Here is a 23030-nt window from a genome sequence, read left to right on the forward strand (position 1 = left end):
CCACAAAGGGCAGCGGGCATGCGTCAGCATTCGGTTATCCACACCCCTAAAACCAGCGACTACGCCGAGTTGGCGCGGATCTGGGAGGCGTCGGTGCGCGCCACCCATGACTTTCTGCCGGACAGCTACATCACGCTGCTGAAAAACCTGGTGCTGACCCGCTACCTCGATGCGGTGATGCTGATCTGCACCAAGGACACGCGCCAGCGCATCACCGGGTTCGCCGGGGTGGCCGCGGGCAAGGTCGAGATGCTGTTCATCGACCCGCAGCACCGTGGCCAGGGCCTCGGCCGGCAATTGCTGCGTTACGCGATCGAGCGCATGAACGCCGATGAGCTGGACGTCAACGAACAGAACCCGCAGGCGCTGGGCTTTTACTTCAAGCAAGGCTTCGAAGTCATCGGCCGCACGGAGCATGATGGCCTGGGGCAGCCTTATCCGCTGCTGCACATGCGTTTGCGCCAGGTGCAGCAAGAGGCGCGTCGGGGCTAAATGAAATGGGGCCGGGATTAACCGCGCCCACACAGGTACAATAGCGGCCCCCTTTTGCTACGGCCCTTGTCATGACTGACCCCATACGCCTCTCCAAACGCCTTATCGAACTGGTCGGTTGCTCCCGTCGGGAGGCTGAGCTGTTTATCGAAGGCGGCTGGGTCTCGGTGGACGGTGAAGTGATCGACGAGCCACAGTTCAAGGTCACCACCCAGAAGGTCGAACTGGACCCCGAGGCCAAGGCCACCGCGCCAGAGCCTGTGACCATCCTGCTGCACGCGCCAGTGGGCGTGGATGCCGAGACGGCAATGGCGTCGATCAGCGCCGAAACGCTGTCGGAAGAACACCGCTTCAGCAAGCGCCCGCTCAAGGGCCACTTCCTGCGCCTGACCGCCAGCGCTGACCTGCAAGCCAAGGCCAGCGGCCTGCTGGTGTTCACCCAGGATTGGAAGATTCTGCGCAAACTGACCGCCGATGCCGCCAAGATCGAGCAGGAATACGTGGTGGAGGTCGAAGGTGACATGGTTGCTCACGGCCTGAACCGCCTCAACCATGGCCTGACCTACAAAGGCAAAGAGCTGCCGCCGGTGAAAACCAGCTGGCAGAACGAAAACCGCCTGCGCTTTGCGATGAAAAACCCGCAACCGGGGGTGATCGCCTTGTTCTGCGAAGCTGTCGGCTTGAAAGTCATCGCCATCCGTCGTATCCGCATCGGCGGCGTGTCCATCGGCAAGGTGCCGGTCGGCCAATGGCGTTACCTGTCCGGCAAAGAGAAGTTCTGAGCCACTCCCCCTTTTTCGACACCGCCTGCGTGGGTGGTGTCCACCGTTGAAAACCAGGATTGCCCACCATGATTCACAACGACGTACTGCGCAGCGTGCGCTACATGCTCGACATCAGCGACAACAAGATGGTCGAGCTGATCAAACTCGGCGGCATGGACGTGACCAAGGAAGACCTGCTGACTTACCTCAAGAAAGACGAGGAAGAAGGCTTTGTGTTCTGCCCGGACGAGGTCATGGCGCACTTCCTTGACGGCCTGGTGATTTTCAAGCGCGGCAAGGACGACAGCCGTCCGCCGCAACCGATCGAAACCCCGGTGACCAACAACATCATCCTCAAGAAGCTGCGCGTGGCCTTCGAACTGAAGGAAGACGACATGCACGCCATCCTCAAGGCGGCCGAGTTCCCGGTGTCCAAGCCTGAGCTGAGCGCGCTGTTCCGCAAGTTCGGTCACACCAATTACCGCACCTGCGGCGACCAGTTGCTGCGCAACTTCCTCAAGGGCCTGACCCTGCGGGTTCGCGCGTAAGCCATGAGTTACCAGGTCTCTCCCGTCGGCTTCGTGCGCTCCTGCTTCAAGGAGAAGTTCGCCATCCCGCGCCAACCGCAACTGGCGCCTGCCGCCCGCGGCGTGCTGGAGCTGGTCGCGCCGTTCGACCACGGCGAGGCGGTGCAGGGCCTGGAGCAGGTCAGCCATGTGTGGCTGCTGTTTCTGTTCCACCGGGCCCTGGAAGACAAACCCCGCCTGAAAGTGCGCCCGCCCCGTCTGGGCGGCAATAAGTCCATGGGCGTGTTTGCCACCCGTGCGACCCATCGGCCCAACGGGATTGGCCAGTCGGTGGTGAAGCTGGACAAGGTCGAACCGGGCCGGTTGTGGATCTCCGGGATCGATCTGCTCGATGGCACGCCGGTGCTGGATATCAAGCCGTATGTGCCGTATGCCGACATTGTCGACAACGCCACCAACGGCATCGCCAATGGCACGCCGCCACTGATTCCCGTGCAGTGGCTGAAGACGGCTCTGCACCAGGCGCAAGACCACGCTCAGCGCCTTGCTGAACCGCTGGTGGCGTTGATCGAACAGTGTTTGGCGCAAGACCCGCGGCCGGCCTATCAAACGCCCGGGCCCGAGCGGGAATATGGCGCGCAGTTCTGGGACGTGGATGTGCGCTGGCACTATCCCGAGGCGGGCGTCATCTGTGTGCTGGAAGTGATTGCAGCTAAATAAACCAAAAACCAATGTGGGAGGGAGCTTGCTCCCGATAGCGGCGGGTCAGTCACCGGATGCATTGACTGACACTCAGCAATCGGGAGCAAGCCCCCTCCCACATTTTTTTGACCGCGTTTACTTCTCGACGAAGGCGCGTTCGATCAGGTAGTCACCCGGCTCACGCATGCGTGGCGAAACTTTCAGGCCGAAGCTGTTCAACACTTCGCTGGTCTCGTCCAACATGCTTGGGCTGCCGCACAGCATGGCGCGGTCGTCCTGGGGGTTGATCGGTGGCAGGCCGATATCGCGGAACAGCTTGCCACTGCGCATCAGGTCGGTCAGACGGCCTTGGTTTTCGAACGGTTCGCGGGTCACGGTGGGGTAGTAGATCAACTTTTCACGCAGGGCTTCGCCGAAGAACTCATTCTGCGGCAGGTGCTTGGTGATGAATTCGCGGTAGGCGACTTCGTTGACGTAACGCACGCCGTGGCACAGGATCACTTTTTCGAAACGCTCGTAGGTTTCCGGGTCCTGGATCACGCTCATAAATGGCGCAAGGCCGGTACCGGTGCTGAGCAGGTACAGGTGTTTACCCGGCTTCAAATCGTCAAGCACCAGGGTGCCTGTCGGTTTTTTGCTGATGATGATCTCGTCGCCTTCCTTCAGATGCTGCAACTGGGAAGTCAGCGGGCCATCAGGCACCTTGATGCTGAAGAACTCCAGATGCTCTTCCCAGTTCGGGCTGGCAATCGAATAAGCGCGCATGAGCGGGCGGCCGTTGGGTTGTTGCAGGCCGATCATCACGAACTGACCGTTCTCGAAGCGCAAGCCCGGATCGCGGGTGCACTTGAAGCTGAACAGAGTGTCGTTCCAGTGATGAACACTGAGGACACGCTCGTGGTTCATGTTGCTCATGTACGGGGGACTCCTGGAGATGGGTCTGCGCCAAAATGATAAGTGCGCAATTGCACAGCATTCTAATGGCGGCGACAATATCTGTTAACTGGATTATTAAGATAAGGGTTATCGGTTATATCGATATGCGATTTACTCTCCGTCAGCTGCAAGTCTTCGTCGCCGTCGCCCAGCAGGAAAGCGTCTCACGCGCTGCTGGCCTTCTGGCCTTATCTCAATCCGCCGCCAGCACCTCAATCACCGAGCTGGAGCGTCAATCCAGCTGCCAGTTATTCGACCGGGCGGGTAAACGCCTGAGCCTCAACGCCCTCGGCCGTCAGTTGTTGCCCCAGGCGGTAGCCCTGCTGGACCAGGCCAAGGAGATCGAAGACCTGCTCAACGGCAAGTCTGGCTTCGGTTCACTGGCCGTCGGCGCCACGCTGACCATCGGCAATTACCTGGCCACGCTGCTGATCGGCAGCTTCATGCAGCAGCACCCCGAGAGCCAGGTGAAGCTGCACGTGCAGAACACTGCACATATCGTGCACCAGGTTGCGCATTATGAAATTGACTTGGGTCTAATCGAAGGCGACTGCAGCCACCCGGATATCGAAGTGCAGACCTGGGTGGAAGATGAGCTGGTGGTATTTTGCGCGCCTCAGCATCACCTGGCCCAGCGCGGTGTCGCCAGCATGGAAGAATTGACCCACGAAGCGTGGATCCTGCGCGAACAGGGCTCGGGCACGCGCCTGACCTTTGATCAGGCCATGCGCCATCATCGCAGCGCGCTGAACATTCGCCTCGAGCTGGAACACACCGAGGCGATCAAGCGTGCGGTGGAGTCGGGGCTGGGGATTGGCTGCATTTCCCGGCTGGCGCTGCGCGATGCTTTCCGCCGCGGCAGCCTGGTACCGGTAGAAACCCCGGACCTGGACCTGGCCCGGCAGTTCTACTTCATCTGGCACAAGCAAAAGTACCAGACCTCGGCGATGCGCGAGTTTCTCGAGCTGTGCCGCGCCTTCACCGCCGGGGTTCAGCGCAGCGACGAAATCGTGCTGCCGAACATTGCCTGAGGCTTAGATCAGGATCACGGCCCACACCAGGGTGATCATGGTCAGTGCCACGAATTGCGCGGCGCTGCCCATGTCCTTGGCGTTTTTCGACAGTGGGTGACGGTCCAGGGAAATGCGGTCGATGGCCGCTTCCACGGCCGAGTTGAGCAACTCGACGATCAACGCAAGCAGGCACACCGCGATCAACAGCGCCCGTTCGACGCGGCTGACATGCAGGAAAAAACTCAGCGGGATCAGGATGACGTTCAGCAACACCAACTGACGGAAGGCCGCCTCACCGGTGAAGGCTGCGCGCAGGCCATCCAGGGAATAGCCCCCTGCGTTAAAGATACGTTTGATACCGGTTTGACCCTTGAAAGGCGACATAAATGTAGGCAACTGAACCAAAGAAGTGGGAAAACTAGATCACGCAAAGTCAAAAAAGCGTGAATCGACAATAGCTTAATGCTGCGAAATTGACTCAAGTTGTTGCAAGAGCAACGCCGCCTGGGTTCGCGTTCGCACCCCCAGCTTGCGAAAGATCGCGGTGACGTGGGCCTTGATGGTCGCTTCCGACACGCTCAACTCGTAAGCGATCTGCTTGTTCAACAAGCCTTCGCAGACCATGGTGAGCACCCGAAACTGCTGGGGCGTCAAGCTGGCCAGGCCATCGCGGGCAGCCTTGGCTTCGTCGGACACGTTGATCTCTTCAAACGCTTGCGGCGGCCAGGACACATCGCCCTCCAGCACCGCGCGCACGGCTTTCTGGATCTCTTCCATGGAGCTCGACTTGGGAATGAAACCGCTGGCGCCAAACTCCTTGGAGCGCACCACCACATCGGCTTCTTCCTGAGCCGAGACCATCACCACGGGAATCTGCGGGTATTGCCCGCGCAACAGCACCAGCCCCGAAAACCCATAGGCGCCAGGCATGTTCAGGTCGAGCAGCACCAGGTCCCAGTCGGATTTTTCGGTGAGGCGGGTTTCCAGCTCGGCAATGCTGGCCACTTCAACCAGACGGACATCGGGGCCCAAGCCCAGCGTTACTGCCTGATGCAGCGCACTGCGAAACAGCGGGTGGTCATCAGCTATCAGGATTTCGTATGTGGCCATTGATTAAATGATCCTGTTTTTTATGGCAGCCCTGATGGGTTCAGGGTTCGCCAATACACAAGGTAACGGCCAGGCAGCCATCACCACAGGGCATGCTCAACGTCAAAAGCACCTGAAACGACGTTGGAAATTCACGGTTGCGCCCTGATCGGCGCCCAGCATGCCCAGCGTAGCCTGGGTGGTCAAGCACTACGCCAACGGGCAGTTTAGCGGTTGTCGGATTTACGGTGCCATCATGCAAACGTCGTCTGGTTATACCGCCGGGATGTAGGGCGCTAGACGAGTATGGACGATATCCGTCGAGTCCAGCGGCAACTGGAACTTGGCGGCCAGATAATGGGTGCTGAACACGTCGAGGTAAGCGTCCAGTACTTCGCTGGCCGCGCCGTCGTCGGCCAGCTCCAGGCACAGCGCGGCGACTTCGGCGGTGCAGAAATGATCATCCCGCTTGGAACGACGCAGTTTGTAGCGCGACAGCTGCTCGGGGGCCAGGCTGAGGACCGGCAAATGCTCCAAATAGGGACTTTTGCGGAACATCTTGCGCGCTTCGCTCCACGTGCCGTCCAGCAGGATAAACAGCGGGCGCTTGCCCTCCCCCACCTTGACCTCACTGACAACCCGTTCCGGCGCGACGAATTCGCCGGGGAACACAATGTAGGGCTGCCACTGCGGATCAGCCAGCAAAGTGAGCAGCCCGGGGTCGACCTCGGTGCGTGACCAGGCGAACGCGCTGGTGTCGTCAATCACATCGGCGATCAGCCAGCCGGTGTTGCTGGGCTTCATCGGTTCGACGTCGTGCATCAACAGGCACATCGCAGACCGGGCCTGGACCTTGGGCCGCCAGGCACACAAGCAATACGCGGGGATCACCCGGCAGCCGGGGCAGCGCTCGGCACGCGAACCCCGATTGACGAAAGGCCTGATGGCGCGCGCCAGGCGCTGGGTACGCAGACGAGAGACGGCGTGGCTCATCGGATGCGCCGCACGGAAAGGAAAATCGACACTGGGGGAACTCGAGGAAGGCTTAAGTGGCCGCAGTTTACCAGAGCCACACGCACTTCCCAGCAATACGCCTGGCTGTACCGGCCAGGGCTCACCTATAATTGCGCGCCACTGAACGCACAGCCCAGTGGCTGGTCTATGCACCAGTAACCGAATCAGGAGAGTTTCATGCTGCGTTCCATGCTGCGTCTTGTCGCCCCATCCGTCGCCCTCGCGCTGGTCTTGCCTGTTGGCGCCCAGGCGGCCTCGCTGCTGGAGGCCCAAATGAACAAGAAGCTGCAAAGCGTCGCGGCTGAAAGCAACAAAGACCTGCCCCGGGAAATCGATGAAAAAACCCTGGAAGTCGCCTACACCGTTGAAGGCATGCAGTTGATCGATCACCTCAGCGTGCTGCCCGATCGTGCCGAACAGATGCGTGCCAACCCCAAGGCGGTGTATTTCCAGCTCGGACAAAGCGTGTGCCTGAACCACGGCTACCGCGAACTGATGGCCAAGGGCGCGGTGATGCGCTACGAAATCACCGAAAACAAGACCAACCGCCCGGTGGCTTCGGTGAAATTCGTCGAAGCAGACTGCCCGGCACCAACTGCGGCGAAGAAGAAAAAGTAACTCGCGCATGCCCCGCCGCGCGCTGCTGTCCAGTGGCGCGCAATTCCCTCGTTTGTGTTTGCCGCCGAACGCTGCACGCGGTGACGTGAGACCAATAAGCGGTTGCCAGCCAAGGGTTTTTCGGCCCATGATCGTCTCATTCCCACAACCCGCTCAGCCCAGTTCCCATGCTGTTCTGTAACATTTTCAGGGCAAAACAGAGTTGTCCTCCTGCCATGTGCAGTGCAAAGGTTTTTAAATCACAAGGAACATACAGAGTCGCGCTTTGCCGCTTGGCGAACACTGTGCAATGCCATGGGCATGCAGCGACACATGCAGTGTCGTGGCCACGGACGAACATTTCGCCGCCCGCCCAGGCTCTGTGAAGAAGGAGAAGTTGAATGCCTTACGAACCGAATGACCGCCTGCTCCAGCATTTTGAAGCAAACGGGGTCGACCTCACGCAGCAGGTCGAAGCTCAACTCCAGTTGATCGCACCCAACAGCCCGAATATCCCCCTTTATCGCGACATGATCCTCACCGCGCTACGCATGGCACAGGACGACCGCAGCCGCTGGAACGCCAAAATCACCTTGCAAGCCATCCGCGAACTGGACCACGCCTTCCGCGTGCTGGAACAGTTCAAGGGGCGGCGCAAAGTGACGGTGTTCGGCTCGGCGCGCACGCCGGTGGAAAGCCCGCTCTATGCCCTGGCCCGGGAAGTGGGCGCGGCACTGGCGCGCTCCGATCTGATGGTGATCACCGGCGGCGGCGGCGGGATCATGGCCGCCGCCCACGAAGGTGCCGGCCTGGAGCACAGCCTGGGCTTCAACATTACCCTGCCGTTCGAACAGCATGCCAATCCGACCATCGACGGCACCGAGAACCTGCTGTCGTTCCACTTCTTCTTTACGCGCAAGCTGTTCTTCGTCAAGGAGGCCGATGCGCTGGTGTTGTGCCCCGGCGGTTTCGGCACCCTGGATGAAGCGCTTGAAGTACTGACGCTGATCCAGACCGGCAAGAGCCCACTGGTGCCGGTGGTGTTACTCGATGCGCCAGGTGGCGGTTTCTGGCAAGGCGCCCTGGACTTTATCCGCAGCCAGCTGGAAGCCAATCGCTATGTGCTGCCTACCGACCTGAAGCTGATGCGCCTGGTGTACAGCGCTGAAGCCGCGGTGGACGAGATCAACCAGTTCTATGCCAACTTCCACTCTACTCGCTGGCTGAAGCGTGAGTTTGTGATACGCATGAATCATCCGCTCAGTGAACGGGCGCTGGCTCAGGTGCAAAAAGAGTTCGCCAGCCTGCGACTGAGTGGAGACTTTCAGCAGCTCGCCTACACCGGAGAAGAGCACGATGAGCCGCAGTTCAGTCATCTGACGCGACTGGTGTTCAACTTCAACGGGCGTGATCAGGGCCGGTTGCGGGAGTTGGTGGATTACATCAACTTGCCGGAGAACTGGGCGCAGGCTCAGGGCAAGACACAACAACGGGTGGCGCCGGAGCCGGCGTGATTTTTGAGCAAAAAAAAAGGCCCGCTATTTTCATAGCGGGCCTTTTATTTTTTGCGTTGTTCAGTCGTCCATGTCCCGACCGCTGAACAACCGATTGATCATTTCCATCGAAAACCCGCGATAACTCAGGAAGCGCCCTTGTTTCGCGCGTTCCCTGGCATCAATCGGAAGATGCCCAGAAAACTTGCGACGCCAGGTATCTTCCAGCTGTGACTGCCAGCTGATACCGCACTCGCGCAGGGCGAGGTCGATGTCGGCACGTTGCAGGCCGCGCTGGCTCAGCTCTTCACGAATTCGCGCCGGGCCGTAGCCGGAGCGCGCTCGGTAGGACACAAAACTTTCGAGGTAACGGGCTTCCGACAGCAGCCCTTCTTCCGTCAACCGGTCGAGGGCAGTGTCGATCATCTCAGCGGACGCACCGCGCTGACGCAGTTTACGCGTCAGTTCGACTCGACCATGCTCGCGACGCGCGAGCAGGTCCATCGCAGTGCGCCGAACGGCGACGAGTGTATCCAGCACAACGGTCATCGTTTGCTTCAGACGTCAGTGTCGACTTCTTCCATTTCGTCAACCGGCGCACGGTTGGCTGCAGCTTTCACGTCCGGCGCGGGGGTCAGCAGCTTGTCGCGGATCTGCTTCTCAAGCGCGGCGGCGACATCCGGGTTGTCCGCCAGGAACTTAGCCGAGTTGGCCTTGCCCTGACCGATCTTGCTGCCGTTGTAGGCATACCAGGCACCGGATTTCTCGACGAAACCGTGCAGCACGCCCAGGTCGATCATCTCGCCGTTCAGGTAGATACCCTTGCCGTAGAGAATCTGGAACTCAGCCTGACGGAATGGCGGGGCCACTTTGTTCTTAACGACTTTGACGCGGGTTTCGCTACCGACAACCTCGTCACCTTCCTTCACCGCGCCGGTACGGCGGATGTCCAGACGGACCGACGCGTAGAACTTCAGCGCGTTACCACCGGTGGTGGTTTCCGGGCTGCCGAACATGACGCCGATCTTCATCCGGATCTGGTTGATGAAGATCACCAGGCAGTTGGCGTTCTTGATGTTACCGGTGATTTTACGCAGCGCCTGGGACATCAGACGGGCCTGCAGGCCGACGTGCATGTCGCCCATTTCGCCTTCGATTTCAGCTTTTGGCACCAAGGCCGCCACGGAGTCGACCACGATCACGTCGATGGCGTTGGAGCGCACCAGCATGTCGGTGATTTCCAGGGCTTGCTCACCGGTGTCCGGCTGGGAAACCAGCAGGTCGTCAACATTCACGCCCAGCTTGCCGGCGTATTCAGGGTCCAGGGCGTGCTCGGCGTCGACGAACGCGCAGGTCGCGCCCATCTTTTGCGCCTGGGCAATCACCGACAGCGTCAGGGTGGTTTTACCGGAAGATTCAGGACCGTAGATTTCAACGATACGGCCTTTTGGCAGGCCGCCAATGCCGAGCGCGATGTCCAGACCCAGAGAGCCAGTGGAAATAGCCGGGATCGCCTGACGGTCGTGATCGCCCATACGCATTACGGCACCCTTGCCGAATTGACGTTCGATCTGACCCAGGGCCGCAGCCAAGGCTTTCTTCTTGTTCTCGTCCATTAAAGTCCTCACGTAATCAATAAGGCCTGACGGCCAACACCTGTATAAGTAGACAGTATTGTTCCACAAAGATCGGAGATCGCCTACCCCTGATTTTCTATTTCTGCTGCAGCTCGTCGCAACAAGCCCTCTAGCGCGGCCTTTACCGTTTGTCGGCGGACCTCATCGCGGTTGCCGGGGAAGTGCTGGCGCTCGGCCGTGACCTCGTCACCCACGCCGAACGCCAGCCATACCGTGCCCACCGGTTTTTCCGGCGAGCCGCCATCGGGCCCGGCCACGCCGCTGACCGCCACGGCAAAGCGCGCCAGGCTTTTTTCCTGGGCGCCCCTGACCATGGCCTCCACCACCTCGCGGCTGACCGCCCCCACTTTGCCGAACAGTGCCTCCGGCACATCCAGCTGCCGAGTTTTCTGCCGGTTGGAATAGGTGACATATCCCGCCTCGAACCACGCCGAACTCCCCGGTATGCGCGTGATGGCTTCGGCGATGCCGCCGCCGGTACAGGACTCGGCGGTGGTGACGTGGGCATTGAGCACCTGTAGACGTCGACCCAGTTCAGCGGCCAGTTGGGTGATTTCTTTCACGGAGGTCTCCTGGAATGAGCGGGCATTGGCCTACCCTACATGAGCCCATCGGCCATGCAAGTTGCAGCGTGCATCAAGACACTAACGCACGATGGCCCGCACATACGCCTGACAGGCGCGCAAGGCGATCACGGCGTTATCCGCGTCGTCGGTGATGGCGATAATTCGCTGAGCATGCGCCGGGTCAAGTCGGGCTCGCGTGGCTGCATGAACCACGCCGCCGGCGGCGGTGGCGGCAGGCATTGCGCAACCACTGGCGCTGTCGCTGGCGTCGAGAAGGACTGACAACCGCACATCAGCAGTGGCCAGGCGATCACGCAGAGCGGCCTGATGACGTTGTGCATCGCTCAACTCCCGAGCATGTTGTTGGTCGATGGCGCTGAGTTGTTGCTCAAGCGCCAGCCGTTTGTCGTATTCGGCCTGTTGTTGACGCAAGGCCGCCTGATTTTGCTGACTGAGCGCCTGGGCATGGGCAGTTGATTGCCGCTCCATCTGCGCACCCAATCGCCAGGCCTGCACCTGCCAAGTCAGCGCCACCAACAGGCACACACCGATCAGGCGCCAAGCCCCTAGGAAACGCATAACACCGCCTTCGCCCGTGCCCACAACTGCAGGCGGTTTTCCAAACCATTGAGCCCGCCGTTGATACGCCGGGTGATGGTGGTGAACTGGTCGTTGTCCGCCAGTTCGTTCAGGCCGTTGCTTTGCCAGAACCAGGCAGCCGACTCCGCGGCCCATTGGGGCTGCTCCAACAATTCCGGTTGCAGCAATAAACGATCGTCGCCAAACAGCGCCTGGCTGCATGCCTGGTAATTTCGACGCCCGGTAATCTGGATCAGCCCCCTGCCCCGGTACTTCTGACCGTCGCCGTCGGCTTCGGGGGTGTTGCCCAGGCGAACGGCCAGGCTGCCGGTGTCGTATTTGCTCAGGTATTGATCGCTGCCCAGTTCGCGGACGTAGCGCAATTCGCCGGATTCGTAGCCGATCTGGGCGAGGCAGGCGGCGAGGCGTTTCGGATTGTCGATCGCGTAGCGAGCGAATGCCGCATTTAACGGGGATAGAAAAATGCCCGCGCTGAGGCGGGCGCCCGGCATGATGTAAAGAAGCTGGGGCAGTGTTATCAGCATGGTGCCTACTCCGTAAAAGGTACTACGCCGACAACCCGCCGGCCGTGACCGAACTGCGATAGCCCGTCACCGGATCGCCGACATGCGTCACCTTGGTAATCGACCAGCGCCCCTGCATGTAGGAAGGCCAGGTGTCATCCAACAGCAACAGCCCTTCGGCCGATAACAGCGGGTTCCCCGGACAATCGATCTGCAGCTTGAGGTCTTCACGGCCCACGCGGCGCAATTCACCCTCAGCCACCGCCCGCGCCTCGGCTTCGTTCTGGCAGCGCTGACGCAAGGTCTTGAAGGGCGCAACCCCGACCTGAACCACCCGCTGCTTGCCCGCGGCGGCATCCCACCAGGTGACGCGGCTGCCCTGGTATTTGGCGCGCGAGGTTTCGTCGAGCTTGGCGGTGATGAATGCTTGATCGCCGGGGCGATTGTCCTCGGTGACCGACAGTGTCACGTCCGGCAGTTGCTGGCCGGAGAGTGACTTGACCTGCCCGGCCTCGGCGAGCACGTACAGTTCGTTGATCGGTTTGGTGACGGCGCCATAACGTTTGGCAAGGCGGGTGATGAACGCCATGTCGCTTTCATTGGATTGGTCGATGTGGGCAATCGCAATGCCCTCCAGCGCCGGTGCCACCCGCGGCGAATAGCCGTGGCGGCTGACCATCTGGCGAAACAGCGCGCCCAGGGTGATCGGTCCATAACTGGCGGATCGACGCTGGCGGTAACCACTGGCATCGCTCGCGCTGAATGGCGCCGCGGTGGCGACGATCAGCAAGCGCATGGGAAACAGCACCGGCGTGCGCTGGGTAATGACAAATTCGCCTTTTTCCACCAAGCCGGACTCTTGATAACCGACGCGCAAACCGATCTTGCCACTCAGGCTGGGCAGGCCCTCCAGGCCCTCGATGTTGAGCGTCAGTTCAAGGCGGTCGGACTCAAGGCCCGCCGCGTCGGTATGGCTCCAGTGCATCAGACGTTGATTGAGCAGCGCCGCGTTGGCGCCATAGAACTCCACAATTGGCGTAAATCCCTGAGCCATGTAGCCTCCTTCTTAATCCCACGCCGAAACGAGGCGCAACGCCGCCGGCCGCGAAGCCATTTCGGGCACGATCACCCACACGCCAGCCGGCAGCAACGGGCCGTATTCGGCAAGCGTGGGGTTCAAGCGCCAGAGGGTTTCTTCCGCGGCATCATCGCAACGCCCCAGCTCGCGGTAGAGCAGCAGGTTGACCGAATCACCGGCAATACTTCGCACTCTACGCATTGATGAATTCCTCCAATTCAAGGCTCCAGGTCATGAGCATGGCGGTACCGTCATCGATCACGTTGCTTTGGGTTTCCATCACCGAATTGATCCGCCACAGGCCCCAGTTGCGGCCAATGCCATCCACCAGAGGCAGCGGCACGCGTTGATTTTGCAGGGCGCGCAACTCGTCCAGGCGTTGCATGCCCACGCCGTACATCGCCGTGCCGCTGAAGGTGAGTTTTTCCAGCTTCTGGCCGTTCTGCCGCGACTGCGGTTTGCTCGCGATAATCGTCAGGTCAGCCCAGCCGCCGTCGCTGTTACGGGTCAGCGAGGAATAGGCAAACCCACGGGCGAGCCCAAAAATGAAATCGCCCAGCACCATCTGTTGTCGCATCAATCACCTCCTGGATCGGCCAGTGCCGCATTGCGCCGAACCCCGAGGGTGTCGGAGAGCATCGGCAGGCATTGGAATTGCAGAGCCTGGATCACCTGATTGACCACCTGCTGGGCATCGGCGGGGTTGACGCCGGTGATCTGGATGCTGGGGGCCAGGGTGACTTGCACATTGTCCGTGCATGCGCTGTTGAGTTCCTTGCTGACGGCATTGGGTGCGGGCAGGCGGTCAGCGGGGCTGAACAGTTTGTCCCCAAGCCAAGCGCCCGCTTCGCTGCCGAGCAAGCCGCCGATTGCGCCGCCTACAGCCGTGCCGATGCCAGGCAAAACCAGAGTGCCGATGGCCGCGCCGGCAGAGGCGCCGGCCCAGGCACCACCGGCCGTAGACAGGCCGGTGGTGACTGCTTTTGCGTCGCCATCGCGTATGCCCTGGATCACATTGATGGCGGTGTCGGCATACTTCAACGGGCCGAGGCCACGGGGGACGGGCAACTCCCGCCACCGCGTCGACTTGGCGGTTTTTTTCGCGGAAGTCTTTTTCCCGCCAGAACGCTCATAGCCAGGCGGCAAGATGATGCTCGGGGTGACGGCGCCACGAAGAGACTCGCCGCTGCAGCAGCAGTCCTTGTCCTTGTCCTTGTCCTTGTCTTTGTCGTCTTTAAGCCACTTGCCGGCTTTGGGAAACTTTTGCGCCAGTGCATCGATGGCCTTGCCCGAGACCCTGCTCTTGGCCGTATCCCACAAACTCGAGCCCACATCCTTGGCAATGGTCTTCGCCGCATCGGCCCCGAACTGCAGGCTTTTGTCGACCCAGGAGTCGGCGGCCGGCGGCGGCTCCTTGGGTTGACTGTTCTGCGCCTGCGAGGCGCTATCGACCGTCCTGAGCGCCAGTGAATCACTGGTAATGAATAATGTGCTGTTGAGCGTTTCCAACGTCTCGCGCAACCGCACTTGCTCAAGGGTCAAGGCGTTGATATCCAGGCTCACCGTGACCAGCGCCAGGCCGAGTTCCGACGATGGCTGCGGTTCGGCATCCAGGCTGGAAGGCCCGACAAAACTATCAGGAAGGGGGGTCAGCACACTGTTGAGTGTCGCCTCGTTGGACAGGGCCGCAAAGGTCATCCAGCGCTTGTCTTCTTCGGCGAGCCTGATCTCGTATTGAGTCTCTTGCATCCCGCTCTACTCCTGTTTGACGCCAAGGCGAGTGATCGCGATGTCGTAGCGGCGCAGTGCTTTTCCGGCGTCCCAGTCGAGGATTTCCGCTTCATTGACCGAGTAAATCAGCGGCACCACGTCGAGGATCACTTCGATGTCGCGCTCCGAAAGAAGTCCGCCGGTTTGTTTAAAAAATCATCGATGCGCTCCTGCAATTCCGTCCAGTCAGGCACGGTCAGGCCGGCCAGGTCGGGGATCATCAGGCCGGTGCAGTGGGCGGTGATGAACTCGGCGCGCTCTTTGTTGGTGGCGAGTTTTTTCATCACTTTGGTCGCGCGCAGGGCGGGCATTTCCAGGGGCAGCTCGGTCCAGGTGCGGCCAGCCGCGTCGAGGGGCAACAGCAGGTGGACGGGCTGGTCGTGGGTCGCAGCTTCGGGCGCTTGCAGGAAGAATGACGCCGGGCGCGTCGACATCTCATGTACGTATTGGGCGATGCTTACGTAGTCCGGGCGCTTGAGTTGGTCGAGCTCTTTTTCCGACAGGCCGGTGGCGAGTTTCGCCAGTTCGAAGAACTGGTCGTCCTCGTCATCACCGGCCCGGGCCAGCGCGTCTTTTTGCGCGGCGTAGTACAGCGGTTTGAGTTGCACCTGCTCGATCGTCGCGCCGGTGTCGGCGGTGATCGGGGCCAGCAGGAGGTGCAGCGGTGGCATCCAGGCCATGGGGCAATTCCTTGGTCAAGTATGGGGGCGAGCGAACCCGCCCCCGAGGGGTTACGGCATCAACACCGCGCGGCGGGCGTCGCCCAGAATATCGACGCCGTTGAGGACGAACTTCTGGGTACGCACGTCGATGTCGATCACCGAAATGCCGTTTTCCAGGCGGTTATAGGTGCGGCAGGACAGCTCCAGCGTGGTGGTGGCCTTCTCGCCCATCTTCAGCTTTGCCTCCTCCAGGGATTTGAGCTTGCCGCCCACGGTGTGGTAGGTGAAGTAGGTCTTGCCGTCCTGATCCTGGCCGGCTTCACGCACGTTCAGCAGAATGTCGTCCCCCATCCGCACGCCCAGGGCCAGCATGATTTCCGGGCCGGCGCCTTGCAGGATCAGCTTGGCGTTGAGCACTTTGCCGCTCTTGGCCATTTCCTCGGCAATGAAGCGCCCGCCGGACATGGACTCCATGTCGAACTCGATCTTCGGCGGGGTGAACTCTTCCACGGTCGCGGACAGCGGCAGGCCTTGGAGGGTGGCCGCAATGGCCTGTCTGACTCGGTTGGTAAACATTAGAGAACGTCCTCCAGGAACTGCTCGATGATTTCATCGCGGGCGTTGAGTTGATAAATCATGTGTTCATTGGGCGCATAACGGCCGTAGTCGATAACGATGAACCAGGTGCCGTTCTTGTACTTCTCGACACTGTTCAACTCCGGGTGCAGGTACACACTGCCGCCGGGGATGGTTTCGTCGGCGACCAGGGTTTGCAGCCAATCGTTGATGCGCTTGACCTCCTGGTCCATGAAGGACTTGGTGAGGTTCTTGGCCATGGCCTTCTGGCCGGCCTTGACCAGCTTGCGGCTGATGGCGTCTTCCAGGCCGACGTAGCTGATGAACTTGCCGGTGATGGAGCGGTTACCCAGCAGCGAAAAACCGCCGAGGATGGTGCGGGCGTAGTAGCTCACGCCGTAGCGGTTGAGCAGGTCGCCTTCGGTGGACGTGTCGAGAATGTTGTACTCGACCACGCGGGAAACGTCCTCGGCGAAGGTCACCTGATTACCCGGGCTTTCCCACTGCTTGACCTTGGCCAGTGCAGCGATGGCCAGGGACGACGGCGAAAGAAACACATTCTTCTTCGCGGCCTTGGAGTACACCGACGGCATGTTGTGTACCAGCAGGCAGCGGTCGAAACCGAGATCGGCACCGCCCAGTTCGCCGCTGTAGGTCACCTGATCGGCAACAGAGGCGTCCTTGCCATCCAGCACCACACGGGCCTTGATGCGCTTGCCGAAGGCGGCGAACTCGCTCGCCACGGCCTTGGTGCCGGTGAAGCCTGGGGCGCCGATGATGGTCAGGTCTTCCGGCACACTGCTCAGGGCCGCCAGGCCAAGTTTGCGCCCGGTGACCGGTTCGTTACCGCCGATCACATGGTTGATCGTGTCAGCCGGGGTGGCACCCTCCTCCACGATCACCACGTAGACCGGTACCTTGACCACTTTGAGGATCTGGTACACCGCCTGAAACAGCGTGCCCGCCTCACTGCCGGTAGGGTCCAGCAGCGCCTGGGTGGTGAAGCTGTTGATGCGGAACGGGGCATTTTTCGGGATCGACGCGTGGGCATTCGGCGCGGTGCCGACCAGGCCGATCACGTTATCCCCCAGGCCACCCATGGCCTCGGGGGACTCAGTTGCGTTCACAGTGATGCCGTTGTGCTCGAAGTTCAAAACCTCAGCCATGATTATTCAGCCTTCTTGGGGGTGGTATTGAGGACGCTGGTCAGTTCCAAGCGGCCAGCGGTGCACAGGGCGGATGCTTCGACGTCCAGCAGTTCCAGTTCCTGGCCGGCGGTGGACCAATGGCCGGCGCCGATGGGGAATGGGATGAGGACGGTGTAGGTTTGGCGAGTGGGCATGTGTTGAATTCTCCGGGTGGAAAACACCAAAGCCCCTGCGGGAGGGGCTTTGGGGAGACGAAAAAAAACCGCTTTCGCGGTGGGTCAGATGCGATCAGGCAAGGGGTAAAGCGCTTTGATTTCAGCGACTTTATCTCGCCAAGCCTTTTCTTTTTCAGGGGTTTCGTCGTACTGCCACTCTAGGAATAGTGGGTCAGCTTCAGTCACATAGAGCGTGCGGCGCGCAACTATGGAGTTTTCCAGTTGAATGGTTTTAGCAGCGTCAGCACAAAGCTCAGCTGCTTGCTCTGCGGAAAAACCGAGGTTTTTGAGAATCTCAGGATCTGCTGGGACGTTGATCAATTGCTCGCCGCTGGGGGTAACTACGGACTTAATGGAAATCGTCATTTATGCTCCCTTCATAGCGTAGATTTTGTCGTTGTCATATGCGTAAGCCATCCGTTTTTCAGGCAATGTCGCACCTAATACCGCATCGGCATCAGCCAGACGATACGGTCGAACACACCAGCGGATCTCCCAGTCACCTTGGGTGCTTTCGCCCATGGGAACTTCGCTATCTGAACGACTGAAGCCAACTGCTCCGGCAAACGATTTATTAACTGTGTAGCTCAACCCACCTCGCAGATACAGCCCAGAGTGAATGGACGATTGAATAATCTGCCCATCCTTGAGCCCCAGATACAGCGGCCGGACCCCTGATACATGTCGAGCGATACAGATCATTCCGAAACTCACACCACGAACCGTCTCGCGGTACGTTTGTGAAATTCGCTTCACTGTCAGAAAGTTGCCATCTCCATTCCAAATGTGACCACATCCCTCCATTTGCAGATTAAGACCCGCGATATGAACCACTCCTTGCCCAAAAGGGGCAGAGCCCGCATCACGGCTATAGATACGAGAAATTGTGATCTCCGTCTCACCGCTGTCATTTCCTGGCATCGTCCACCAGACTGGATAGAAGGTATCGGTAGGTAGCCCAGTAAGATCAATTTCTTGACTGTACAACGAACGCCCGTTGATATCCTTCGCCTGCACACTATTACGCCAAGCCGTGAACTGATTCGATGCAGCATCTACTCGAGCATCAATCTTCCCAATTTGATTGGTAACCGTCTCCGTGAGTTTGTTACATGCATCCACAACTTTCGTGATAGTCGTTTCAATCCCCATCATTAACTCCCTGTCATGTTTTCTTTTCAGCACTTTTGCAGGTGCAACTATTTAGCTTCGAGGTGCATAACCCTGAGCATCAAATCGACGTGGCGATACATATTGCCAACCGATGCCGTCGCCATAATCGCGATTTCCTCAGCCAGCAACACATTCAGGTTTTCACTCCCCACCACAATCGTCACGCTCTCCGCCGGCAACGGCGAAACATCCAACGTAAACTTCTGCAGCACCCGAGCCGCCGCCGCTTTATACGTCAGCAACTTCCCAGCTACCGAATACACCGCCAACAACGTCCCACTGGCGAGGTAAAAACCGAACTCACCAATCTCATACTCGCCATCGCCATCGAACAGCGCGGCCATCCTGAGTTGGCGCTCGCCCAAGTCCTCGTAATCCACAATCGCCACCCGCTGGCGCTCGTCACGCAAGGCCACTTCCGTGCCGTCTGGGTTGTAGCGGCCGGTGCCGGCGCCGATGTGGGTGATTTCGCCTTTCAAGCCCTGGTTCTTTGCCTGCAGCACTTCATCCAAACCCTTGGAGGTGAAGCGCACCAGGCGCGTAATGTCATCTGTCATGGCTGCGCCCTGAGGTCGTAGTCGTTAATGGTGTAGTGCCGGGCAACGCCGGCACTGTTAAGTCGAGCGCCCAAGGCAAGTTCGGGTAACGCGCCTTGCAGGCTTAACTCGCTGTCGTTAAACGGGGCGTGGACAATCGCGGTCAGGCCAAGGCGTGCTTGTGTCTGGTGAACCACGGTAATCGTCGCCTGGTCGCGCTCGCTCTTCGCGGCGTTGATACGGCGGATCAATCGGTTATGGTCACCGCTGGACCAACTGCGCCCGATGATCGCCTGCACATCGAAGGTGTAAGGCAAGCCCTGCGGCCGCTGTTGATACCAGGCGCTGATGTTGGGGCTGAAACCCAGCGACTCCACCGCATAGCTCAAAGCCTTGGGCGTGCCGGCCTGGCGCTGGATCTGCCAGGACAAGCCCACGGTGAGGCGCTTTTCCGTTTCGCTGGCATCCGCGTCCCATTCGCTGACGCCTCGGTCGGCGGCCAGGTAAGGAAGGAATTCGGAGGGTGTTTGCAGCGGGTTCATCAAGGCCGGAAACGGCGGCATGATCCGCTCGAGCAACCTGCCAAACCCCAGGTCCAACGCTTTTTCCAGCGGTGAGCTATTGGCGGGCAACAGACTCGGTTTGGGCTCACTCATAGCGTGCGTACCTCCACCTCGACACCCGTGCAATACGGCGCCTGGAACGCCGAGCAGACAATCGGTGCCAGCGGTTCGAGGATTTGCAGCTGCGCCGCTCCGGCGCTGTGGATGGCGTAGTCGATCCAGCTCGGGTCGACGCGCCCTTCCAGGCGGTGACAGGATTCGGCGTAGGTTTGCAGCAAGCGTTGCGCCGCCACTTGGGTCAGGCCCGAGTCCGGGCCGGCGTTGATCTTGGCCACCACGCGAATCTTGTAGCGTTGGATCTGCGCACTTTGGACAGTGACGAGATCAGTTTCCGGCCGTACATCGGGGCGTGCGAAATGTCTGCGCACGCCGTCAAGCAAATCGGCGGAAGCGCTTCCATCGCCGTCCCTGGACAGCACCGTCACCATCACCTCACCGGGGGCGGTGCGTCGGCCGCTGCCATCCTTGACCTGAGCTGCGTAGCCATCCGGGTCGAAGGTATAGGTGACCGTGACCACACCCGGTGTCGCGCTTTCTACGTTAACCGCAGGTCGTTCGCCGAGGGTGAACACCTCGCGGCGATACTGCATGCGAGAACCCGCCGCCGGCGCGTGGGGCGCCAAGTAATAGCGCAAGCGTGCGTCGTCGTCGCTTTCCAATGTCGGCGGCACCGGCGGGAAGGCCGCCGGGTCGCCGGGGTCCAGCACCTGGCGCTCCAGGCCCATATCGGCCAGGCGTGCGTCGAGGTTACTGCCGGTGGCCCACCACGCCAGCATCTGCTTGATGCGTGCGTTGTACTGGCGTTCGTGGGTTTGCAGACGCACGCAAAACGCTTCCAGGGCCAGGCTCAGCAGTTCGCTTTCGTTATCGAGGCTGACCTTGAGTTTGGCGGCACTTTGTGGCGCGCGGGCGGCGACGTAGTCGATGACGAACGCCTTGAATTGCGCCAGCAACGGCTCGAACGCGTCGACGGCAATGATGGCCGGCTCCGCCAGTTGGTTCTGGCCAGGGATCAGCATGCTCATGTCATGACCTCGAAGGATTGTTGGCGGTTTTTCCACGTGCCGGCAAACCGCAGCAACAGACCGGCGCCCTGGCGACTGGCGACGATGACCTGGGGTTGAAAGTCGGCGATGCCGTTCTCGACGTTGTAGAACGCTTTGGCCGCGTGGCTTTGGGCGAGGATCAAGAGGTCGTCGCCGAGGTTCTGCCCGAGCAGTTGGGGGATCAGCGAGCCGTACAACGGGCGCTTCTGGCGAGTGCCCACGGGGGTGGTCAGCGCTCGGGTGGCACGCTGTACGAATTGCAGCCAGTCATCGACCGCTGCCCCGGTATTCCTATCGATTCCGATCATGGCAAATCCTTATGCGGCGCTGATCACGCGGCCTTGGTGATCCACCAGCGGGCCGCTCAAATGCACGCCGCCGGCATCCAGCAGCACACCGACGGCGCCGAGTTGCAAGGTGATGTGCTTGGCGCTGATCTGCAGCGTGGCAGCGCCGACCTTCGCCTCGACCTGTTCGCGGGAACCGCTGAACACGGTGGGCCCGTTGGTCCAGTTGAATGTGTGGCTGGCGTCGTCATAGTCACTTTGCGTCCCGTCCTGGTGGCGGCGCCGGGTCAACGATGCAACGCTGGAGACCGGCGGAAACAGGCTACTGTTGAGGCCGAAAAGCGCTACCGACTGCGCAGCGCCTTCCCCACCGCCATAGTTGAGCAACAAACATTGCTCGCCCACTGACGGGATGCGCGTTTCGGTCTGCGCCCCCGCGCTGGGGTTGAAAAAACCAATTGCCGGGGTAAGCAAGTCGCCGTGGCTGACGATGCAGGTATTGCTGGCGGCGTCGACCTGCTGGCATATGCCGATCCGACAAAAGCTTTCAGCGCGTCGGTACAGGTCTTCGAGCTGGGCCTCCATTTCCGCCAGGCGCTCGACGATCGGTCCCAGTTGCATGCGTAACAAAGCATCGAACATGGACTACTCCTGCAAAGGTCGGTATTGGTCAGGATCGTCGATATTCGAGACTTCCCACGTGCAGGCAAACAGCGGTTTTCCGGTGGGATCTTCGAGTATCGGCGGGCCGAGGTAGATGTTTTGGGTGAAGGACACTGTCCAACTGTCGTAGTCGGTTTCGGCACTGCCCTGTAGGGTCGGCGCCGCGACGATGGCGCTTGGCAGGTCACACTGGTCCGACGGCAGGCCCCAGCGATTATCGAGGGCCAAATCCATCAATTGACTGGCCAGGTCGCAGGCGTCGTAAGGCGCCGAACCACTGACAACCCTGGCCATGAGTGACACCGACAGTGCATGGGCCTTACGTCCTTCAAGGGATCGAACGCCGGGGCCGTTGCGTTCCACGGTAATCAGCACGCCGGTTTTATCCCCGGTGCCCTGGAAGTCCTGGTGGTTGCCCACACGCAATTGTGGGAAGGCGCCCTTGAGCGCTTCGCCAATTGCGATGGGCAGTTGGGAAGGTTTTTCGATAGATGTCATCAGTCGCGTCCTTGCAGCGGTTACTGCTGATCCGGGCGGGAGGGCGGGGCCTCGTCGACGCCAATGCGCTTGGCCGCCCAACGTTCATAAAGGCCAATGGCGACGTCTGCACCGGCCATGGCTGTCAGGCAGCCGAGGGCGCCGGCGGTCCAGATCGACATGCCGGCGGCGTACAACAGCATCAACGCCGAGACCCCGCAGACCATGCACGCCCCGGACCGCAACGCGAGGCGCCGGATCAGCGACCAACCACGGGCGCCCTCCTTGTCGGCGCGCCACATTTCGCCAGAAACTCCGCCGATCAGCGCCAGTACGATCACCAGCCAGATAGGCATTTCCGCTAACGCTTGCTGCTCGTTTGTCATGTCACGCCTCCTGGCTGAGCAATGCCGGCAAAATGCCGGCGTTTGGGTAAATCCATTTATAGGTAGGCATTCCAAAAAGCCCGGTTGCCCGGGCTTTTCAGTAATGCGGTCCTGTGCCCAGCCTCACCCATACGATCCTCTTGTGAGGAGTGGCTGTTGTTGAGCGGCAACGCCGCATGGCGACAAAAGACGCCTTCAAAAGGAACAGTATGAGTGAGGCTGGGTACTCGATCTTTCGGCGCTACTGGCGCGGTACGGATCTTTCCTCAATGTTTTTCCGACCACGATCCCTGTCTGCCGGATAACTGCTTCTGGTGCTTTACGCTGCACACCCGGGTCAGTTGCCAACCCTCTGAACCGTCAAGGCCGGTTCATCGCTGCCTGTTCTTGTAAAACGGTGAAACTAAAGAGCGTCGGCATCCTTGCCGGTGTTACCTGGCATCCCTGCCATCGCTTC

The 23030-nt window shown here is 60.2% G+C and carries 34 protein-coding genes; 7 read left to right on the plus strand and 27 right to left on the minus strand.

The genetic code is table 11. The annotated features are described in order from the left end of the window. Positions 1-18: 18 nt before the first annotated feature. The 4 genes from C8K66_RS21065 (at position 19) to tsaA (ending at position 2503) form a co-directional block, all read left to right on the plus strand. Positions 19-492, plus strand: coding sequence for a GNAT family N-acetyltransferase (locus C8K66_RS21065; RefSeq protein ID WP_046384503.1), 474 nt, complete (start codon positions 19-21; stop codon positions 490-492). Between the two features lie 71 nt (positions 493-563). Further along, the gene (locus C8K66_RS21070; protein WP_108525846.1) at positions 564-1274 is read left to right on the plus strand and encodes an rRNA pseudouridine synthase; all 711 of its coding nucleotides are present in this window, start codon (positions 564-566) and stop codon (positions 1272-1274) included. 68 nt (positions 1275-1342) lie between these two features. Next, positions 1343-1804, plus strand: a complete 462-nt coding sequence (locus C8K66_RS21075) for a DUF1456 family protein (RefSeq protein ID WP_017844671.1) — start codon at positions 1343-1345, stop codon at positions 1802-1804. A 3-nt stretch (positions 1805-1807) separates the two neighbouring features. Then, on the plus strand, positions 1808-2503 hold the full coding sequence (tsaA, locus tag C8K66_RS21080; RefSeq protein ID WP_108525848.1) for a tRNA (N6-threonylcarbamoyladenosine(37)-N6)-methyltransferase TrmO: 696 nt from the start codon (positions 1808-1810) through the stop codon (positions 2501-2503). A gap of 117 nt (positions 2504-2620) precedes the next feature. On the opposite strand, the gene fpr is transcribed toward tsaA, so the two are convergent. Next, positions 2621-3400 (minus strand): ferredoxin-NADP reductase, encoded by a 780-nt coding sequence (gene fpr, locus C8K66_RS21085; RefSeq protein WP_017844669.1) that lies wholly within the window; start codon positions 3398-3400, stop codon positions 2621-2623. 125 nt (positions 3401-3525) lie between these two features. Here fpr and C8K66_RS21090 point away from each other — a divergent pair, with 125 nt between their 5' ends. After that, positions 3526-4452 carry a LysR family transcriptional regulator gene (locus C8K66_RS21090; protein WP_046384505.1) on the plus strand — a complete coding sequence of 309 codons (927 nt, stop codon included), beginning with the start codon at positions 3526-3528 and terminating at the stop codon, positions 4450-4452. A 3-nt stretch (positions 4453-4455) separates the two neighbouring features. Here C8K66_RS21090 and C8K66_RS21095 read toward each other — a convergent pair whose 3' ends face one another. The 3 genes from C8K66_RS21095 to C8K66_RS21105 all read right to left on the minus strand — a co-directional run bounded on the left by C8K66_RS21095 (position 4456) and on the right by C8K66_RS21105 (position 6516). Continuing rightward, on the minus strand, positions 4456-4818 hold the full coding sequence (locus C8K66_RS21095; RefSeq protein ID WP_017137081.1) for a diacylglycerol kinase: 363 nt from the start codon (positions 4816-4818) through the stop codon (positions 4456-4458). A 75-nt stretch (positions 4819-4893) separates the two neighbouring features. After that, the gene (erdR, locus tag C8K66_RS21100; protein ID WP_017844666.1) at positions 4894-5544 is read right to left on the minus strand and encodes a response regulator transcription factor ErdR; all 651 of its coding nucleotides are present in this window, start codon (positions 5542-5544) and stop codon (positions 4894-4896) included. A gap of 252 nt (positions 5545-5796) precedes the next feature. Beyond that, positions 5797-6516, minus strand: coding sequence for a tRNA-uridine aminocarboxypropyltransferase (locus tag C8K66_RS21105; protein WP_026139758.1), 720 nt, complete (start codon positions 6514-6516; stop codon positions 5797-5799). Between the two features lie 198 nt (positions 6517-6714). Here C8K66_RS21105 and C8K66_RS21110 point away from each other — a divergent pair, with 198 nt between their 5' ends. Both C8K66_RS21110 and C8K66_RS21115 read left to right on the plus strand, forming a co-directional pair. Further along, entirely contained in the window at positions 6715-7155 is a 441-nt protein-coding gene (locus tag C8K66_RS21110) for a PA3611 family quorum-sensing-regulated virulence factor (protein ID WP_046384507.1), read from the plus strand. Positions 7156-7535: 380 nt separating this feature from the next. Then, entirely contained in the window at positions 7536-8648 is a 1113-nt protein-coding gene (locus C8K66_RS21115; protein WP_046384508.1) for a TIGR00730 family Rossman fold protein, read from the plus strand. Between the two features lie 60 nt (positions 8649-8708). Here the strand turns inward: C8K66_RS21115 and recX are convergent, their stop codons facing one another. The 23 genes from recX to C8K66_RS21220 all read right to left on the minus strand — a co-directional run bounded on the left by recX (position 8709) and on the right by C8K66_RS21220 (position 22573). Further along, positions 8709-9176 (minus strand): recombination regulator RecX, encoded by a 468-nt coding sequence (gene recX / locus C8K66_RS21120; protein ID WP_017844662.1) that lies wholly within the window; start codon positions 9174-9176, stop codon positions 8709-8711. An 8-nt stretch (positions 9177-9184) separates the two neighbouring features. Continuing rightward, positions 9185-10243 carry a recombinase RecA gene (gene recA / locus C8K66_RS21125; protein ID WP_017844661.1) on the minus strand — a complete coding sequence of 353 codons (1059 nt, stop codon included), beginning with the start codon at positions 10241-10243 and terminating at the stop codon, positions 9185-9187. 83 nt (positions 10244-10326) lie between these two features. After that, the gene (locus C8K66_RS21130; RefSeq protein ID WP_017844660.1) at positions 10327-10827 is read right to left on the minus strand and encodes a CinA family protein; all 501 of its coding nucleotides are present in this window, start codon (positions 10825-10827) and stop codon (positions 10327-10329) included. A gap of 81 nt (positions 10828-10908) precedes the next feature. After that, positions 10909-11409: a lysis system i-spanin subunit Rz gene (locus C8K66_RS21135; RefSeq protein WP_079442966.1), complete on the minus strand. Its 501-nt coding sequence runs from the start codon at positions 11407-11409 to the stop codon at positions 10909-10911. Beyond that, on the minus strand, positions 11397-11954 hold the full coding sequence (locus tag C8K66_RS21140) for a glycoside hydrolase family 19 protein (protein ID WP_108525850.1): 558 nt from the start codon (positions 11952-11954) through the stop codon (positions 11397-11399). Before C8K66_RS21140 ends, C8K66_RS21135 begins: the two co-directional genes overlap by 13 nt. A 22-nt stretch (positions 11955-11976) precedes the next feature. Then, a complete protein-coding gene (locus C8K66_RS21145) occupies positions 11977-12987 on the minus strand; it encodes a contractile injection system protein, VgrG/Pvc8 family (RefSeq protein ID WP_057005806.1) in 1011 nt (336 codons plus the stop codon). Positions 12988-12999: 12 nt separating this feature from the next. Next, a complete protein-coding gene (locus C8K66_RS21150) occupies positions 13000-13212 on the minus strand; it encodes a tail protein X (protein WP_057005807.1) in 213 nt (70 codons plus the stop codon). Then, a complete protein-coding gene (locus tag C8K66_RS21155; RefSeq protein ID WP_108525852.1) occupies positions 13205-13588 on the minus strand; it encodes a phage tail protein in 384 nt (127 codons plus the stop codon). Before C8K66_RS21155 ends, C8K66_RS21150 begins: the two co-directional genes overlap by 8 nt. Then, entirely contained in the window at positions 13588-14760 is a 1173-nt protein-coding gene (locus C8K66_RS21160; RefSeq protein WP_108525854.1) for a hypothetical protein, read from the minus strand. Before C8K66_RS21160 ends, C8K66_RS21155 begins: the two co-directional genes overlap by 1 nt. A 6-nt stretch (positions 14761-14766) precedes the next feature. Then, a complete protein-coding gene (locus C8K66_RS31375) occupies positions 14767-14892 on the minus strand; it encodes a hypothetical protein (protein WP_017844653.1) in 126 nt (41 codons plus the stop codon). Next, positions 14889-15461 (minus strand): phage tail assembly protein, encoded by a 573-nt coding sequence (locus C8K66_RS21165; protein WP_046384528.1) that lies wholly within the window; start codon positions 15459-15461, stop codon positions 14889-14891. The genes C8K66_RS31375 and C8K66_RS21165 overlap by 4 nt, the downstream gene beginning before the upstream one ends. Before the next feature lie 51 nt (positions 15462-15512). After that, complete coding sequence (locus C8K66_RS21170; RefSeq protein WP_017844651.1) at positions 15513-16019, minus strand: phage major tail tube protein; 507 nt, start codon at positions 16017-16019, stop codon at positions 15513-15515. Then, positions 16019-17185 (minus strand): tail protein, encoded by a 1167-nt coding sequence (locus tag C8K66_RS21175; RefSeq protein WP_017844650.1) that lies wholly within the window; start codon positions 17183-17185, stop codon positions 16019-16021. Before C8K66_RS21175 ends, C8K66_RS21170 begins: the two co-directional genes overlap by 1 nt. Positions 17186-17187: 2 nt before the next feature. Beyond that, entirely contained in the window at positions 17188-17361 is a 174-nt protein-coding gene (locus C8K66_RS31025) for a hypothetical protein (RefSeq protein ID WP_165933336.1), read from the minus strand. Between the two features lie 84 nt (positions 17362-17445). Then, positions 17446-17748, minus strand: a complete 303-nt coding sequence (locus tag C8K66_RS21180; RefSeq protein WP_052735814.1) for a hypothetical protein — start codon at positions 17746-17748, stop codon at positions 17446-17448. Then, a complete protein-coding gene (locus C8K66_RS21185; RefSeq protein ID WP_046384529.1) occupies positions 17749-18534 on the minus strand; it encodes a hypothetical protein in 786 nt (261 codons plus the stop codon). Between the two features lie 47 nt (positions 18535-18581). Continuing rightward, the gene (locus C8K66_RS21190; RefSeq protein ID WP_046384530.1) at positions 18582-19112 is read right to left on the minus strand and encodes a tail fiber protein; all 531 of its coding nucleotides are present in this window, start codon (positions 19110-19112) and stop codon (positions 18582-18584) included. Further along, entirely contained in the window at positions 19109-19747 is a 639-nt protein-coding gene (locus C8K66_RS21195) for a phage tail protein I (RefSeq protein WP_046484896.1), read from the minus strand. Before C8K66_RS21195 ends, C8K66_RS21190 begins: the two co-directional genes overlap by 4 nt. Beyond that, on the minus strand, positions 19744-20739 hold the full coding sequence (locus C8K66_RS21200; protein ID WP_046384532.1) for a baseplate J/gp47 family protein: 996 nt from the start codon (positions 20737-20739) through the stop codon (positions 19744-19746). The genes C8K66_RS21195 and C8K66_RS21200 overlap by 4 nt, the downstream gene beginning before the upstream one ends. Beyond that, positions 20736-21068, minus strand: coding sequence for a phage baseplate protein (locus C8K66_RS21205; RefSeq protein WP_017844644.1), 333 nt, complete (start codon positions 21066-21068; stop codon positions 20736-20738). Before C8K66_RS21205 ends, C8K66_RS21200 begins: the two co-directional genes overlap by 4 nt. Positions 21069-21077: 9 nt before the next feature. Next, complete coding sequence (locus C8K66_RS21210; RefSeq protein WP_108525856.1) at positions 21078-21689, minus strand: phage baseplate assembly protein V; 612 nt, start codon at positions 21687-21689, stop codon at positions 21078-21080. Positions 21690-21692: 3 nt separating this feature from the next. After that, positions 21693-22208 carry a hypothetical protein gene (locus tag C8K66_RS21215; protein WP_046484889.1) on the minus strand — a complete coding sequence of 172 codons (516 nt, stop codon included), beginning with the start codon at positions 22206-22208 and terminating at the stop codon, positions 21693-21695. 20 nt (positions 22209-22228) lie between these two features. Beyond that, entirely contained in the window at positions 22229-22573 is a 345-nt protein-coding gene (locus tag C8K66_RS21220) for a phage holin family protein (RefSeq protein ID WP_017844641.1), read from the minus strand. Positions 22574-23030: the final 457 nt, after the last annotated feature.

The sequence above is a fragment of the Pseudomonas sp. GV105 genome (assembly GCF_003058185.1).
Classification (GTDB): domain Bacteria; phylum Pseudomonadota; class Gammaproteobacteria; order Pseudomonadales; family Pseudomonadaceae; genus Aquipseudomonas; species Aquipseudomonas veronii.